This window comes from Bordetella trematum, assembly GCF_900078335.1.
GTDB lineage: Bacteria > Pseudomonadota > Gammaproteobacteria > Burkholderiales > Burkholderiaceae_B > Bordetella > Bordetella trematum.
The window spans coordinates 237,225-251,782 of record NZ_FKBR01000009.1; the positions used below are offsets into that span (position 1 = coordinate 237,225).

General features: G+C 65.0%; 16 protein-coding genes. 14 read left to right on the plus strand and 2 right to left on the minus strand.

The window, feature by feature from the left end; genetic code table 11:
• Positions 1–157 precede the first annotated feature (157 nt).
• The 11 genes from A7V84_RS03805 (at position 158) to A7V84_RS03850 (ending at position 9,114) form a co-directional block, all read left to right on the plus strand.
• The gene (locus tag A7V84_RS03805; RefSeq protein WP_025512505.1) at positions 158–856 is read left to right on the plus strand and encodes a TerC family protein; all 699 of its coding nucleotides are present in this window, start codon (positions 158–160) and stop codon (positions 854–856) included.
• A gap of 123 nt (positions 857–979) precedes the next feature.
• Positions 980–1,702, plus strand: a complete 723-nt coding sequence (locus tag A7V84_RS03810; RefSeq protein ID WP_025512503.1) for a TerC family protein — start codon at positions 980–982, stop codon at positions 1,700–1,702.
• The gene (locus A7V84_RS21745) at positions 1,689–1,811 is read left to right on the plus strand and encodes a hypothetical protein (protein ID WP_025512502.1); all 123 of its coding nucleotides are present in this window, start codon (positions 1,689–1,691) and stop codon (positions 1,809–1,811) included. The genes A7V84_RS03810 and A7V84_RS21745 overlap by 14 nt, the downstream gene beginning before the upstream one ends.
• Positions 1,812–1,819: 8 nt before the next feature.
• Positions 1,820–2,764: a hydroxymethylbilane synthase gene (hemC, locus tag A7V84_RS03815; RefSeq protein ID WP_025512500.1), complete on the plus strand. Its 945-nt coding sequence runs from the start codon at positions 1,820–1,822 to the stop codon at positions 2,762–2,764.
• A gap of 16 nt (positions 2,765–2,780) precedes the next feature.
• Complete coding sequence (locus A7V84_RS03820; protein WP_025512499.1) at positions 2,781–3,563, plus strand: uroporphyrinogen-III synthase; 783 nt, start codon at positions 2,781–2,783, stop codon at positions 3,561–3,563.
• A 37-nt stretch (positions 3,564–3,600) separates the two neighbouring features.
• Positions 3,601–4,779 carry a uroporphyrinogen-III C-methyltransferase gene (locus tag A7V84_RS03825; RefSeq protein WP_025512498.1) on the plus strand — a complete coding sequence of 393 codons (1,179 nt, stop codon included), beginning with the start codon at positions 3,601–3,603 and terminating at the stop codon, positions 4,777–4,779.
• A gap of 4 nt (positions 4,780–4,783) precedes the next feature.
• A complete protein-coding gene (locus A7V84_RS03830; protein WP_063492469.1) occupies positions 4,784–6,379 on the plus strand; it encodes a heme biosynthesis HemY N-terminal domain-containing protein in 1,596 nt (531 codons plus the stop codon).
• Positions 6,380–6,415: 36 nt separating this feature from the next.
• Positions 6,416–6,949, plus strand: a complete 534-nt coding sequence (gene ppa / locus A7V84_RS03835; protein ID WP_025512496.1) for an inorganic diphosphatase — start codon at positions 6,416–6,418, stop codon at positions 6,947–6,949.
• Positions 6,950–7,150: 201 nt separating this feature from the next.
• Positions 7,151–7,846 (plus strand): fumarylacetoacetate hydrolase family protein, encoded by a 696-nt coding sequence (locus tag A7V84_RS03840; RefSeq protein WP_025512494.1) that lies wholly within the window; start codon positions 7,151–7,153, stop codon positions 7,844–7,846.
• An 18-nt stretch (positions 7,847–7,864) separates the two neighbouring features.
• Entirely contained in the window at positions 7,865–7,996 is a 132-nt protein-coding gene (locus A7V84_RS03845) for an entericidin A/B family lipoprotein (protein WP_025512493.1), read from the plus strand.
• Positions 7,997–8,028: 32 nt separating this feature from the next.
• Positions 8,029–9,114 (plus strand): acyl-CoA dehydrogenase family protein, encoded by a 1,086-nt coding sequence (locus tag A7V84_RS03850; protein ID WP_033534447.1) that lies wholly within the window; start codon positions 8,029–8,031, stop codon positions 9,112–9,114.
• A 3-nt stretch (positions 9,115–9,117) separates the two neighbouring features.
• Here A7V84_RS03850 and lon read toward each other — a convergent pair whose 3' ends face one another.
• Together lon and A7V84_RS03860 are read right to left on the minus strand one after the other, a co-directional pair.
• Positions 9,118–11,463, minus strand: a complete 2,346-nt coding sequence (gene lon / locus A7V84_RS03855; RefSeq protein WP_063492468.1) for an endopeptidase La — start codon at positions 11,461–11,463, stop codon at positions 9,118–9,120.
• Positions 11,460–11,867, minus strand: coding sequence for an Hsp20/alpha crystallin family protein (locus A7V84_RS03860; protein ID WP_025512489.1), 408 nt, complete (start codon positions 11,865–11,867; stop codon positions 11,460–11,462). The genes lon and A7V84_RS03860 overlap by 4 nt, the downstream gene beginning before the upstream one ends.
• 201 nt (positions 11,868–12,068) lie before the next feature.
• On the opposite strand from A7V84_RS03860, the gene A7V84_RS03865 reads away from it, so the two are divergent.
• The 3 genes from A7V84_RS03865 to A7V84_RS03875 all read left to right on the plus strand — a co-directional run bounded on the left by A7V84_RS03865 (position 12,069) and on the right by A7V84_RS03875 (position 14,514).
• Complete coding sequence (locus tag A7V84_RS03865) at positions 12,069–12,329, plus strand: hypothetical protein (protein ID WP_025512487.1); 261 nt, start codon at positions 12,069–12,071, stop codon at positions 12,327–12,329.
• A 29-nt stretch (positions 12,330–12,358) separates the two neighbouring features.
• Positions 12,359–13,759 carry a pilus assembly protein gene (locus A7V84_RS03870; protein WP_115638869.1) on the plus strand — a complete coding sequence of 467 codons (1,401 nt, stop codon included), beginning with the start codon at positions 12,359–12,361 and terminating at the stop codon, positions 13,757–13,759.
• Positions 13,760–13,971: 212 nt separating this feature from the next.
• Positions 13,972–14,514, plus strand: coding sequence for a hypothetical protein (locus A7V84_RS03875; protein ID WP_033534446.1), 543 nt, complete (start codon positions 13,972–13,974; stop codon positions 14,512–14,514).
• Positions 14,515–14,558 lie beyond the last annotated feature (44 nt).

A 14,558-nucleotide genomic window follows, 5' to 3' on the forward strand; every position in this document is an offset into this window, starting at 1 on the left:
AGAAGAACGAAACTATAATGAAAGCGGGAAAGGGGGGTTACCGTCGTTCCACGCATCGAAAACAAGTCCGTCACGGCTCGCGCCCGCAAGAGACGGCAGGTGCGCATCCATCCAACATCACTTCAACACCTAGGGGATCATTCTAGGAAAGAGAGGCATGGAACTCAGTTCTGCTGCATTCTGGATCGCTTTGCTCCAGATTATTTGGGTCAATATTCTGCTGTCCGGCGACAACGCCGTCGTGATTGCGCTTGCTGCCCGTTCGCTACCCCCGCACCAACAGAAGCAGGCCATCTTCGTGGGCTCGGCGGCGGCCATCATCATGCGTATCGTGCTGACCCTCGTGGCGGCAAAACTGTTGCTGCTGCCCTGGCTGAAGCTGGTGGGCGCGCTGCTGCTGGTCTATATCGGCGTCACCCTGTTGATGCCCGAGAATGAAGACGAGGGGGCCGGCAAGGAAAACGGCGGTCTGTTCGCCGCCATCCGTACTATCATGATCGCCGATCTGGTGATGAGCCTGGACAACGTCGTGGCGGTTGCCGCTGCAGCCATGGGCGATACGACGCTGCTGGTGCTGGGCCTGGCGATCAGCATTCCGCTGGTTATCTTCGGCAGCACGCTGCTGCTCAAGGTCATCGAACGTTTTCCGGTCATTGTCTGGGTGGGCGCCGCGCTGCTGGGCTTCATTGCTGGCGAACTGCTGGTGGGTGATCCGGCATTGCAAGGGCCTGTCGAACGCATCGATACCGCGCTGGGGGTGACGCATCACCAGTTCGGCCTGATGTGCGGTGTGCTTGGCGCCATACTGGTGCTTGCCCTAGGAAAGTTTTTCATCAGCCGTCAGAAGGCTGACTGAAAGCTGAATTACAATCAGGGGTTGTGCCGCAACTTTCCCTCAGAAGGAAAGGGCGGCCGCCCTGGGCATCTCTCACGGGCGGCTTAGCGGTGGATTTGCTATCTATGCCTTTGGGAGTGACAAGTGCTTGAGTTTTTTCAGACCCTCAGCTGGGCTGCCGTCTTTCAGATCATCCTGATCGACATTCTGCTCGGTGGTGATAACGCGGTTGTGATCGCGCTGGCTTGCCGTAATCTGCCGCCCAAGCAGCGCATGCAAGGGATTCTCTGGGGGACGGCCGGCGCCATTATTCTGCGCGTGGTGCTGATCGCTTTCGCGCTGACCCTGCTCAATATTCCTTTCCTGAAGATCGTCGGTGGCGCGCTGCTGCTGTGGATCGGTATCAAGCTCATGGTGCCGGAAGACGACGGCCATGGAAACATCCAGGGCGGCGTGTCCATCATGGCAGCGGTCAAGACGATCATCGTGGCCGACTTCGTCATGAGCCTGGATAACGTCATCGCCATTGCCGGTGCGGCCCAGAACGCCCACGCCGATCACCAGATCGGCCTGGTGGTCTTCGGCCTGGTGGTCAGTGTGCCCATCATCATCTGGGGCAGCACCCTGGTGCTCAAGCTGATCGACCGCTTCCCGCTGGTGGTGATGTTCGGCGCCGCATTGCTGGGCTGGATTGCCGGTGGAATGCTGGTTACCGACGTGTTTGTCGTGAATCAAATTGGCGAACAGCCGCAGATGGTTAAAATTGCCGTGGAAGTCGTCGGTGCGCTGCTCGTCGTTGGCCTGGGCCACTGGCTGGCAAGTCGCAAGAAAAAAGCCTCCAAGGAAACCTCTAATGAGTCTGCGTAAGACTAAAGATCAGCAACAATCCGAATCCGGCCTGAGCCTTCTGCAAGGCCTGTTCATCCTGGCGCTCATCGGCGTGGTGGCTACGGTCGCCGCGTCGGCCTTCCTGTGACGGCACACGTGCCGTTGCCGCAGCGCCTGGTAATTGCTACCCGCGCCAGCCGGCTTGCCCTGTGGCAGGCCGAGCATGTGCGTGACCGCCTCCGCACGCTGTATCCGGCGTGCGAAGTCGAACTCCTGACCTTGACCACGCGGGGCGATCAGATCCTTGATCGCACCCTTTCCAAGGTCGGGGGCAAGGGTTTGTTCGTCAAAGAGCTGGAGCATGCATTGCTGGACGGCCGCGCCGACCTGGCAGTGCATTCGCTCAAGGATGTCCCGGTGGACATGCATGCGCCATTCGCGCTCAGCACCATCCTCGAGCGTGCAGATTGCCGCGATGCCTTCGTCTCCGGACGCTACGCGTCGCTGGACGAGCTGCCCGCAGGGGCCGTCGTGGGCACCTCCAGCCTGCGCCGGGAGGCGCAGATCCGTGCAGCCCGGCCCGAACTCGTCGTCAAACCCCTGCGCGGCAATCTCGACACCCGCCTGGGCAAGCTTGATGCGGGTGATTACGATGCCGTGGTGCTGGCAGCGGCCGGCCTGCAACGCCTGGGCCTGACGGAACGCATTCGCCAGTACCTCGAACCGTCGCAGAGCCTCCCGGCGGCCGGGCAGGGCGCGCTGGGTATCGAAATCCGCGATGACCGGCTCGATATGCAGGCCTGGCTGGCGCCGCTGGCCTGCGCCCATACGACGGCCTGCGTCAGCGCAGAGCGCGCCGTTTCGCGTACGCTGGGCGGTTCCTGTCAGGTGCCCCTGGCGGCGTTTGCCCAGCTTGAGGGCGAGCGCCTGCAGATCGACGCACTGGTCGCCAGTCCGGATGGCAAGCGCATGCTGCGTGCGTCACGTACGGGTTCGCCCGCCGATGCGGAGCGTCTCGGCATCGAGGCCGCTCAGGAATTGCTGAGCGCCGGCGCCGACGCCATCCTGGCGGAATTGCTGCAAGACCAGCCGGCGGGTTGACCGCCAGGAGGGCTCCATGAGCGCTCTTGTCATCCTCACGCGTCCGGCCGGGCGCAACGACGGGCTGGCCCACGCGCTGCGTGAGGCTGGCCGGTCCGTCTATGTCTGGCCGGCCTTGCGTATCGATCCGGTCGAGGTCGCCCCGTCTGCGGTGCCCAGCCCCGACGATTTCGACCTCGCGGTATTCGTATCCGGCAACGCCGCCCGCCTGTATTTGCGCCAGGCCTTTCCCGCGGGAGGGCAGTGGCCGGCATCCTGTGCGGCCGCGACCGTCGGCCCGGCCAGCGCACAGGCGCTCCGGGATAGCGGTTTTTTTGGCGCAGAAACAACACTTATTCATCCCGGCAGCCAAGCTGCCACCCATGATTCCGAAGCCCTCTGGCAGTGCCTGATGGCCCGTCCGTTGCCGCGTCGTGTGCTGATCCTGAGGGGCACGCAGGGGCGCAACTGGCTGGCCGACCGCCTGCGTGCGCATGGCGTCGAGGTGTTCATCCATGCGGTTTATGCGCGTCAGCCCCAGGCCTGGAGCGCGCAGCAAGTGGCCCAGGTACGTCATTGGGCTGCCACGCAGCAGCACCCCAACTGGTTGATCACCAGCGGTGAAAGCATCGATGCCATTGCCGCTCAGGCCGCCGGCGCCGGCGTGCTGGGCTGGATGCGGCAGTGCCGCTACCTCATCACCCATCCGGTATTGCGGCAGCGCCTGCATGGCGCATTGGGTGGCGATGGGCCGGTCGCAATGGTAAAAGAGTGCTTGCCTGTTGATGAGGCGATTTTCGAGGCTTTAGTTGCAGGGTAATTGGTCGCCTCATGCCATCAACGAATACAATCGCGTCATGACAGACAACACTTCATCTCGTGCGCCGGACACCCCGGCCAGTGGTTCGGCCGAGCATGCTTTTGCGGCTGAAACCGCCAAGCCCGCCAAGCCTGCCCGCAAGCGCGGTGGCTTGCCGGTAGCTTTCATCATCGTCCTGCTGATTGCGATCGGCCTGGGCGCCGCCCTGTGGGCGGCCCGACAGCAATCCGAAACCGCCAACAGAGAGATTGCCAGCCGTCTGGACAAACTGAGCGCCGAACTCGCGCAATCGCGCAGCGATGTCCGTGAGGCCTTGTCGCTGGCGCGTGCCCAGAGTGCCCAGGTGGCCGGGCTCGAGGCCAAGGTGCGCGAGGCGCAAAGCCAGTACAGCACCCTGCAACAGGCCATGGAGAACCTCAATGACGGCACCAGCGATCAGATGCTGGCCAATGACGTCGAGCGCCTCATCACCACGGCCAGCCAGCAGTTGCGTCTGGCCGGAAACGTCAATAACGCCATCGTTGCCCTCGAGAGCGCGCAGTCTCGCCTCGCACGCGCCGACCGGCCGCGTTTCGCCAGCCTTCAGCAGTCGATCGAGGTGGACCTGGATCGACTGCGTGCCGTGCATACCGTGGACATTCCAGCGGTATCCGGGCGTATCGAACGCCTGATGGCGCTGGTCAGCCGCGCCCCCTTGCTGGTGCCTGATGCCGCGGCCCGCAACAGCGTGCCGATGCCCGCGGCCACCGAGCCGCTGCCGGCAGCGCCCCCGGCCGCCGATGCGCTGCCGGCCGATGCCCCCTGGTGGGAGCGCTGGCGCACGGAAATCGGTTCCTGGCCTGGCCGCGCCGGCTCGGCGCTGGCCCATGAAATGGGCGATCTGATCCGCGTGCAGCGGGTCGACCAGCCGGCCGCCGTTCTGTTGTCGACCGACCAGGCCGCCGATCTGCGCTCGGTGCTGCGTCAACGCCTGCTGGCTGTGCAACTGGCCATGCTTATGCGCCAGCCCACGGTCTGGAAAAGCGAGCTCGACAGTGTCGCCGACGTCCTGAACACTTATTTCGATCCCAACTCGGCTGAAACCCGGGCGGCACAGGCGCTGACGCGCGAATTGCTGCAGACCGATATTGCCGTGCGGGTGCCCGACGTGGCGGACAGCCTGAACGGCATCGCCGCGCTGCGCGCCGCGGGCTTCAAGCCCGAAGAGCAGGACTGAGCCCATGCGTACCTGGTTCTGGACCCTGTTGCTGGCCTGCGTGGCCGTAGCCGTGGCTGTCATCCTGCGGGCGCATCCCGGCAATGTGCTGATCATGGTTGCGCCCTGGCGCATCGAGTTGTCGCTGACGCTGGCGGTTTCCTTGCTGGTGGCACTGTTCGTGGCCCTGTATGTCGGGTTGCGCCTGCTGGCCTGGCTGGTGGCGATTCCCGATCGTGTGCGGGCCTGGCGTGGCCGTCGTGCCCAGGCGCGTGATCACGAGCTGCTCGAGCGTGGCTGGATCAGCCTGCTCGAAGGCCGTTATTCGCATGCCGAGAAAGACATGGTCAAGTTGCTTGACCAGACCCGCGTGCGCAACCGTCGCGTACTGGCGGCATTGTCGGCGGCGCGTGCCAAGCATGGTCTTGGCGAATTCGACCGTCGCGATCAGATGCTTGACAGTGCCCGGGAGGCCGCTGGCGATGATGCGGGCCTGCAGGAGGCGACGGCCACTCTGGCGGCCGATATGCTGCTGGATCAAGGCCAGCCGGCGCGGGCACTCGAAGTTCTGGCGCCGCTGCAGGACGGCGGCGTGCGGCATCTGCACACCATGCGTCTGCAATTGCGCGCCGAAACGGCGTTGGGCCATCATGACAAGGTCTTTACCCTGGCGCGCGGCCTGCTGCGGCGTAACGCCCTGGACAAGGCCGAGGGCGAGCAATTGATCGACCGTGCTGCCGCGGCGCGTCTGCGCGCGGGCATGGCCGATGATCAATGGCGCGCCGTCTGGAAAGACCTGAAGGCCGATGAGCGCGTGTTGCCCCATGTTGCCCTGGCGGCGGCTGCCGCTTTCGAGGCGGCGGGTGAAGACAATGAGGCGGCGCGGGTGCTTGAGTCCGCCATTGCGGCCAAGTTCAACCCGGTGCTGGTGTCGGCCTACGCCCGCTGCGAGCCGGCCCAGGTGGCGCGCCGCCTGGCCAAGGCGGAAATCTGGGCTCAACAGCGTCCTGCCGATGCCGAGATGCTCACCGCGCTTGGTCTGCTATGCCTGAATGGCCAGTTGTGGGGGCAGGCGGAACGTTATCTGCAACGCAGCGCTGCGCGTCAGAATGACCCGCAGACGCATGCGCTGCTGGGCAGCCTTTATGACCGCCTCAATCGTCCTGCCGACGCAGCCAAGCATTGGCGCCTGGCCACGGCGGCACGCATTGCCTTGCCCATCCTGGCGCTGGATGCAGCGCTGCCGGCCGCCGATACGCAAGCTGATCCGCGCGGCCTGGATGCCGAGGGCGCCTTTGCCGACGGTGACGAGCCTGCGGTCTATGCCGCCATGGCGGGCGAGTCCGCCGCCGCAGACGCGGCGCTGGCCGAGGTGCCTGCGCCTTCGGCCGTGGATTATGTGCTGGACCCCGATGCCCGTAGTCCGGGCCTGGATGCGGCGCCGCCGCCTGCCGCCGACGTGCCGCTGCGTTCTGCCGTGGACATCGAAGAATACTTCGACAGCGCACCCATCCCCGTCGAGGTCTACGAGACGCCGGCCAGTGGCTATGCAACCTCGTCTTCCGACGAGAGCGATGATCCCAAGGCCGGGCAGACGTCGCCGGCTCGCGGCAAGGTTTGATGATTCTTTTTGGTTTCTACTCAGCAAGGTTTCTATATGAGTTTTGATCGCATCCCCGCCGGCAAGAACCTGCCGGAAGATTTCAACGTCATCATCGAAATCCCGATGAATGCCGACCCGGTCAAGTACGAGGTCGACAAGGAAAGCGACGCGATTTTCGTGGATCGCTTCATGCTGACGGCGATGCACTACCCGTGCAACTACGGCTACATTCCGCAGACCCTTTCGGAAGATGGTGATCCCGCCGACGTGCTGGTGATTTCGCCGTTCCCCATCCAGGTCGGCGCCGTCGTGCGTTGCCGCGCTCTGGGCGTGCTCGAAATGGACGACGAGTCGGGCGGCGATGCCAAGCTGCTGGCTGTGCCGGTTGAAAAGCTCTACCCCCCGTACCGCAACATCAAGTCGTACGAGGATCTGCCGGCCGAAGACGTCGCGCGCATCCAGCACTTCTTCGAGCACTACAAGGATCTCGAAAAGGGCAAGTGGGTCAAGGTCAAGGGCTGGCAGGGTGTCGAAGCTGCGCATCAGGAGATCGTGCGCAGCGTCGAACGCTACGCCAAGGAAGGCTGATTTTCTGCGCTGCCCGCGCGGGCAGCGCCTTCTGCACACGGCAGTCGCGGCCCGGGGTCGCCACTGCCGTGTTTCGTTTCCGCGCCGCCCATTCCGAGGGCCGGGCCACTGCGGTGCCGGCCGAAAAATCGGGATACACTCGCGCATTATTCGCCTTTTCCGCCGGCAGCGCCGGTAAAGTATTCGACGAGGTTTTCGGTCATGGAATATGTCATCCCCCCCATGGAAACGGTCGCTCTGCCGGTGGCTGGCAGCAACGCTGCATTTCCTGTTCGTCGTGTGTATTGCGTTGGGCGTAATTACGCCGAGCATGCCAAGGAAATGGGTTTCACGGGGCGCGAGGATCCGTTCTTCTTCAACAAGCCTGCCGATGCTGTCACGGTGGTGGCCGATGGCGATACGGGCGTGCTGCCGTACCCGCCGCGTACCTCCAATCTGCACTACGAAATGGAACTGGTCGTGGTGCTGAACAAGGGCGGGAAGAACCTCACGGTCGAGCAGGCGGGTGACTGTGTCTGGGGCTATGCGCTGGGCCTGGACATGACGCGCCGCGACCTGCAGGGCGAGGCGAAGAAACTTGGTCGTCCCTGGGAAGTGGGTAAAGGTTTTGATTTCTCCGCGCCGATGGGGCCGGTGCATCCGCGCAGCGTTGTCGGCACCCTCGAGAAAGGCGCGATCTGGCTGGACGTCAACGGCCAGCGCAAGCAATCCAGCGATATCGATCAGATGATCTGGAATATTCCGGAAAGCCTGGCCTATCTCTCGACCCTGTTCGAACTGCAGCCTGGCGATATCGTCTTCACGGGCACTCCCGAAGGCGTGGGCGCGGTGGTGCAGGGCGACGAGATCGTGGGCGGCGTCGAGGGCCTGGGCGAACTGCGCGTGCGCATCGCCTGAGGCAGGAGCGAGCTCATCATGCGTAACAAGCTAGTGCTTACAGCGTTTGTCGTGTTTGGCCTCGTGTTGCAGGGCTGCAATACGGTGGCTGGCATGGGCAAGGATGTGTCCCACGCCGGCAACGCCATTACCCAGGCTGCCGAGCGCTGATGTCCGGGCGGCAGGCAAAGCCTGAGCCAGTGATGAGGGCCCCGTTCAGGCTGTCTGCCGAAACAGCGGCCTGGCTCGAGGCCCGGGCCGAGGCCCTGGATCGGGGCGAGCTTGGCGGCCCGCCTGTGCTGGCCCGGCTGGCCGAGGCACAGGTGTTCGGCCTGGGCGTTGCTCCTGAATGGGGCGGCGCGCCAGGGACGGACATCGGTCATGCGATCGAGGCCATTGCTGACCTGGCGCGCCACTCCTTGACGGCCGCTTTCCTTGCCTGGGGGCAACGCGTCGTGATCGAGACCCTGCTGCGCAGTGGCAATGTGCCGCTGGCCCGCCGCTGGGTGCCGGACCTGATGGCCGCAAGGCTGGCAGGCGCCTCAGGCCTGTCCAATGTCATCAAGTCCTTGGGTGGTTTCGACCGCTTGCGCATCCAGGCGCGTGAAGGCGCAGGGGGCTGGCGACTTGACGGCCGCATCGATTGGATCACCAACGCCCAGCCGGACGCCTTTGTGGCGACGGCGGCCACGGCCTTGCCACAGGGGGGCGTGGCGCTGGTCGCTCTGCATCATGGCCTGCCTGGCCTGCAGCGCTCGGCGGACCTGCCGCTGTTGGGGCTGCGCGGCAGCGCAACCGCCCAGATCGATTTGCAGGATGTCCGGGTGGCTGAGGATCAGGTGTTGCAGGCGGACGCCCGGCAGATCCTGCCCGGCCTGCGTCCTCGATTGGTCGGGCTGCAATGCGGTCTGTCTTTGGGGCTGGCACGGGCTGCGCTGGATGTGGCGCAGCGCGCGGGGTTGCCTGGCAAGGGCTTGCAGCCGCTTTGCGATAAGCTGAACGAGCGCCTGGAGGGGAGTGCGTCGGCGCTGATCAACGGGGTGCGGCAGGACATGTTCGTCTCTCATCCTGCTGCGCTGTTTCGTCTGCGGATCGCCCTGGCCGAGATCGCCCAGCAAGCGGTCGAACTCGAGTTGCAGGCCACGGGCGGGGCTGCCTACCTGATGGCGCCGCACGGGGGCGGGTTTGCGCGCCGTTGGCGCGAGGCCGCCTTTCTGCCCATCGTCACGCCCAGCCTGGTCCAGCTCCGTGCGGAGCTGGCCAAGCTTGAGGCGGCAGCGCAGGGCTAGGGGCTATCCCTGTGCCGGTTTGTCCGAGCCGGTCGGGCAAACCCCCTCGATTGCGCACTTGAGCGCATCCTCAACGGTATCCAGCAGAACGAACTCCAGCTTCTCGCGCGCATGTGCCGGCACATCCTCAAGGTCGCGGGCATTGCGTCTGGGCAGCATCACGATGCGGATGCCCGCCCTTAGCGCAGCGAGGGTTTTCTCCTTGACCCCACCGATTGGCAGCACCATGCCGCGCAGGCTGATTTCTCCCGTCATGGCCACAGCCGGGCTGACTGCTTTGTCGCTCAATAGTGACACCAGGGCCACGAACATCGCCACTCCTGCGCTGGGCCCGTCCTTGGGCGTGGCGCCGGCCGGCACGTGGATGTGGATATCCTGCTTGTCCAGCGCGTCGCCCAGCCAGGTCTTGGCCAGCGTGAGGGCAGTCTGGCCCGATTCCTTCATGACATCACCCAGCTGGCCGGTCAGGATCAGGCGGCCGCTGCCAGGCGTCTTGCTGGCCTCGATGAACAGGATGTCGCCTCCCACCGGCGTCCAGGCCAGGCCGGTTGCCACGCCGGGCACGCTAGTGCGTTGCGCGACTTCGTTCTCGAAGCGTTGAGGCCCCAGGATGGCGGCCAGGTCGGCGCTGTCGATATGCACCTGCCCGGTTCGTCCTTCGGCGATCTGCATGGCGGCATGTCTGAACACCGCGCCGATTTCGCGCTCCAGGTTGCGCACGCCGGCTTCGCGCGTATAGTCGGCCACGATGGTGGCCAGCGCGGCGTCGGTGATGTCGGCCTGCGCTTCGCGCAGCCCGTTGGCCTCGCGCTGGCGCTGCACGAGGTAACGCCGGGCGATCTGGATCTTTTCTTCCTCGGTGTAGCCGGGCAGCGCAATGACTTCCATCCGGTCGCGCAGCGGTCCGGGGATGGTGTCCAGCGCGTTGGCCGTGCAGATGAACATGATATTGGACAGATCGAAATCCAGGGCCAGGTAGTTGTCGCGGAATTTCTGGTTCTGTTCCGGGTCCAGTACTTCGAGCAGGGCGCTGCCTGGATCTCCGTGAAAACCGCCGGCGCCCAGTTTGTCGATCTCGTCGAGCATCAGCACCAGGTTGTTGGTGCCGGCGCGTTTGATGGCCTGGATGATGTTGCCGGGCAGGGCCCCCAGATAGGTGCGGCGGTGGCCCCGGATCTCCGCCTCGTCGTGCACCCCGCCCAGCGCCACGCGCTGAAAGGCGCGATCGGTGGCGCGTGCGATGGATTGGCCCAGCGATGTCTTGCCGACGCCGGGCGGGCCGACGAAACACAGGATCGGGCTGCGTCCCTGGGGATTGAGCTTGCGCACCGCCAGGTACTCAAGGATGCGGCGTTTGATCTTTTCCAGGCCGTAGTGGTCCTCGTCGAGAATGGCGCGCGCCTGCGCCAGGTCGATAGGCGATGGCGTCTGTACACGCCAGGGCAGTTCAGTCAGCCATTCGAGATAGGTGCGCAGCATTGCGCTTTCGCTGCTGTTCTCGCCCATGCGCTGCAGGCGGGAGAATTCCTTGCGTGCATGGCGTGCCGCGTCATCGGGCATGCCAGCCGCATCGATGGCGGACTTGAGTTGCTCCAGTTCAGCTGCGGTGTCTTCGCTGTCACCCAACTCGCGCTGGATCTGGCGCAGTTGCTCGCGCAACACGGTTTCCCGTTGTTTCTCGTCAAACTGCGCGCGCGTGCGCTCGCCGATTTCCTTGGACAGGCGCAGCACCTCCAGGCGTTCGCCCAGCAGGGCGATCACCTTGTCCAGGCGCGGCACCAGATCGATCGTTTCCAGGATGGCCTGCTTGGCCTCCGGCTTGATATCGACCAGGTTGGTCACCATGTCGGCCAGCAGACCGGCCGAATCGATGCTCTGGATGACGGGCCCGAGCTCGGTGGGAACATTGGGCAACAGTTCGATCGCCGAGAGCGCCTGCTGCTTGAGTTGCAGCAGGCGGGCCTCGATCTCGCTGTCGCCGCTGTCGCTTGCCTCCAGGAGCTCGACGCGCGCCACCAGAAACGGCCAGCCATCGAGAAACTCCAGCACGCGGAAGCGGCTCTGTCCCTGGACCAGCAAGTGATGCGCGCCGTCCTGGCCGGTCATGTAGCGGGCGATGGGCCCCAGCGTGCCGATCTGGTGCAGATCGGCCGCAGCGACGACATCCTGCTGGGGATCACGTTGCAGCAAGAATCCCACGGGCTGTTCCGTCTTGACCGCCTGCTGGGCCGCCGCCACGGAAATCTGGCGGCGAACCGTCACTGGCGTCAGCACGCCGGGGAAAAGCACGACGTCACGCAAGGGAATGAGGATGCGGGCATCGTCGGGCAGCGCTCGCAGTTCGGTCATGGTGTTTCCCTCAGTTTGTTCAGGGTCAGAATCAGGCAGCCATCGGCCAGGCGCGGCTCGTCGGGTTCCAGCGTGTGCAGGGGCAGGCGGATACGGCGGCGGAACTGGCCGTAGGGGATCTCCAGGCGATGAATGTGGGCGTTGTAGCCGGCGGGGATCGGGCGCACGCCGCTGACGGTGATGCCGTCAGGGTCGAAGCTCACGACCACCTGATCGGCGCATACCCCGGGCAACGCCACGATTACCAGCAGCTGGCTGGCCGATTCGATGATGTCGACCGGGGGTTCCCAGGCGTGGGACGCGGCCTGGGCAGATTGCAGCATCTGGCGCTGCATGCGTTCTGCCTGGTGGAGCAGGGCCAGCGCATCGCCCCAGATCCACGATGAAAAATCGCGGGATTTCATTGGACTCGAGACCTCTTGGCAGGGTTCAAGCAAATGGCCGGGCTGATGCCTACAAGGCGCCGGACGCTGGTTTCAATATAACTCAGCCATTTCCGCGGCTGAACACCCTGCGCTCGTTCGAACCCTCGGCTGGTGCGAATTGCCGGCTTGCGATGGACTCTCCAGACTGGGTGCTCACCAATCCTCAGAGGAGCATGCCTCATGCAACAGGCAAAACGCCAATCCGGTCAGGCCATGACCGAATACATCATCGTCGTCGCCCTGGTGGCCGTGGCTGCCATCGCCGTCTACCAGTATTTCGGCCAGGTGCTGCGCTCGCAAACGGCAGCCATGGCGCGCGAACTGGCCGGCGAGGACGGCAATGCCCAGATCAAGCAGGCGCAGTCTGCGGCAAGCAAGGCGGCCGCGCAGGCCAAGGCGCGCAACCTGAAGTCCTTCGCCGGCAACGCAGGCGCCAAGTGAGTCCTTGCCCAGCATCCCGGTCGTGGCCCTTGCGGGTCGACGCAGGCCGGCAATGCGGGCAGGCGCTGGGTCTGGGCCTGGTGGTGCTGTCCGTGTTGCTGCTGGCCTGGGCCGGTGCTGCGCTCACCTCGCGCATGGCTGCGACCGGGTTGCGGCTGGGGCAGACGGCCGACGCCGTCGCCTACAGCGGCGCGCTGATGCAGGCCCGCCAACTGAACCTGCTGGCCTACATCCAGCGTGCGCAACTGGCCCACCAGGTTGCCATGGCCCATCTCACGACCCTGGTGGCCTGGCAGCAACTGGCCGCGACACAACGGCGTCGTCGCCTGCTGGGTAATCCGCCAGCCTTCCTGATCGGCAAGTTGTTCGGGCCGCAATTCGGCCTGGCCTATGGCGCGGGTCGTGGCGGTCAGGCGTCTGGTTCCTACAGCGTGGCTTCGCTGCAGGCCTCATTGAAACAGCATGATTCGGTGGTTCATCAGATCCTGGCCCAGGTTGCGCAACAGCAGTGGTCGGCCACCACGGCCCTGCGAGATGCTCACATGGCGCGCATCCTGCAAGCCAACTATCGCCTGCCCGATGGAACCGAAACCAAGGTGCCCGAGATGATGCTGCTGCACGATAGCTTTCCCCGCCTGTTGACGAGCCAATCCCCGGATCACCCTCAGGGCCTGCGGCGCCTCGCGCTGGCGGCGGCAGGCCGCTATCCCTTCCTGAGGGCTCGCGACATGACCCGCAGCAATGCCTGGATCGTGCAGCTGCGCTGCCCGAACCGGCGCCATCAGCTGCGCCGGCGTGGGCGGACCTTCCTGGACGAGCAGGGGAGGTGGGGCGCGTATGACACCTTGTCTTTTCATGCCTTGCGCAGCAATCGCTGGATCGGTTGCTATCTTCGCGAGTACCCCATGGGCTGGGCTGCCAACGGTGCAAGGGTCTGGCGTCAAGGGCGAGATTACGTCGCCAAGCCGCCGGAAGACTTTGCCTTGCTCGATTATTGGCAGTGGTTTCAGCAGCAATCGGGCCTGCTGGCCGGGGCTTGGCGCAACAATCCCTTGGCCAATTCCTACGCGCAGCGAGACGCGACGCGCCCGGGCGGTATGCGTGGCCTGCCCGAGGGCGTGGGGTTGGCAGGCGGCCGGCAAGCAGAGCCGCGGGCCACGTTGGCCGTGGTACTGCGCAATCAGGGCGGATACTCCGATCTGGGTCTGCCACCTGCCGGTTGGCTGCGCTTTGCCCGGCAAAACTGGTTTGCCGACGGGTTTCAGGAGCAATCCTCCCGGGCGGCTGCGGAAACCTATTTCTCCGCACCTCTTGCGGGCCGGAAAGCCGACCGCTCTGCGGTCGTCGCTTCGCTCTGGCAGCCTTATTGGCAGGCCCGGCTGATTCCCTGGCCCACGCCGCAGAAAACCCTTTCCGGGGGCCAGCCATGAAAGCCAGGCGCTTCACGTGGTTCCGCCAAGCCTGCCGCCGGGCGGGCAGGTTCGCCGAGCGTCTCCCAGGTTTGGTGCGCAGGCATGGCAAGCGGGGAGCCTTGCCGATTGATGCCGATATGCCGCCGCCCCGGCGTGCCTGCACGGCGCGTACGCCACCGGCAGCACATCAGACTCGTGCCTATCGGCAAAGTGGTCAGGCCCTGCCGGAAATGCTCCTTCTTACCACGCTGCTGCTTTCGCTCTGGATGGCGGTGGACTACCTGGCGCGCAGCCGCATGGCTGCCATGGAGGCCGCGCAGCTCAGCCGGCGATGGGCATTCGTGGATGCCCAGGGGGGCGACTTGCCTTCCGGTGACGACGTTCAATCCATCCAACGCTTGACGGCCTTGCCTTTTCAGGTCGCCGAGACAGGCGTCAGCCGGCAGGGCAGGCAATTGGCCTCGGATTGGTTGGCATTACCGGCAAGCTGGTCAGTGGTGCAGGCACGTGCGCAGGTCGCCGGGGCCGGCATTGTCCGCCATACGGCGTTGGCGGGCGGTTCGGGGGCCGTCGCGGACGCGGTGGCAACCCAGCTTCGACTGGGCCAGTCGGCGCTGGCTTGGCAAAACGTGGCCAGCGTTTCGCTCGCCCGAGCCCGCCAGGCCGATCTGGCTTTGCGCCCCCTGGACCGGCCCTGGGCCGGGCGCAAGCTCGATCCGGACTGGTTGATGCCGTGGGCTGGCCTGCCTGCGGCCAGCAGGGCCGATCGATGAGGCCGCCACCGTGGTTTGTCGGAGCCAGAGCATCCGGCTGGCGG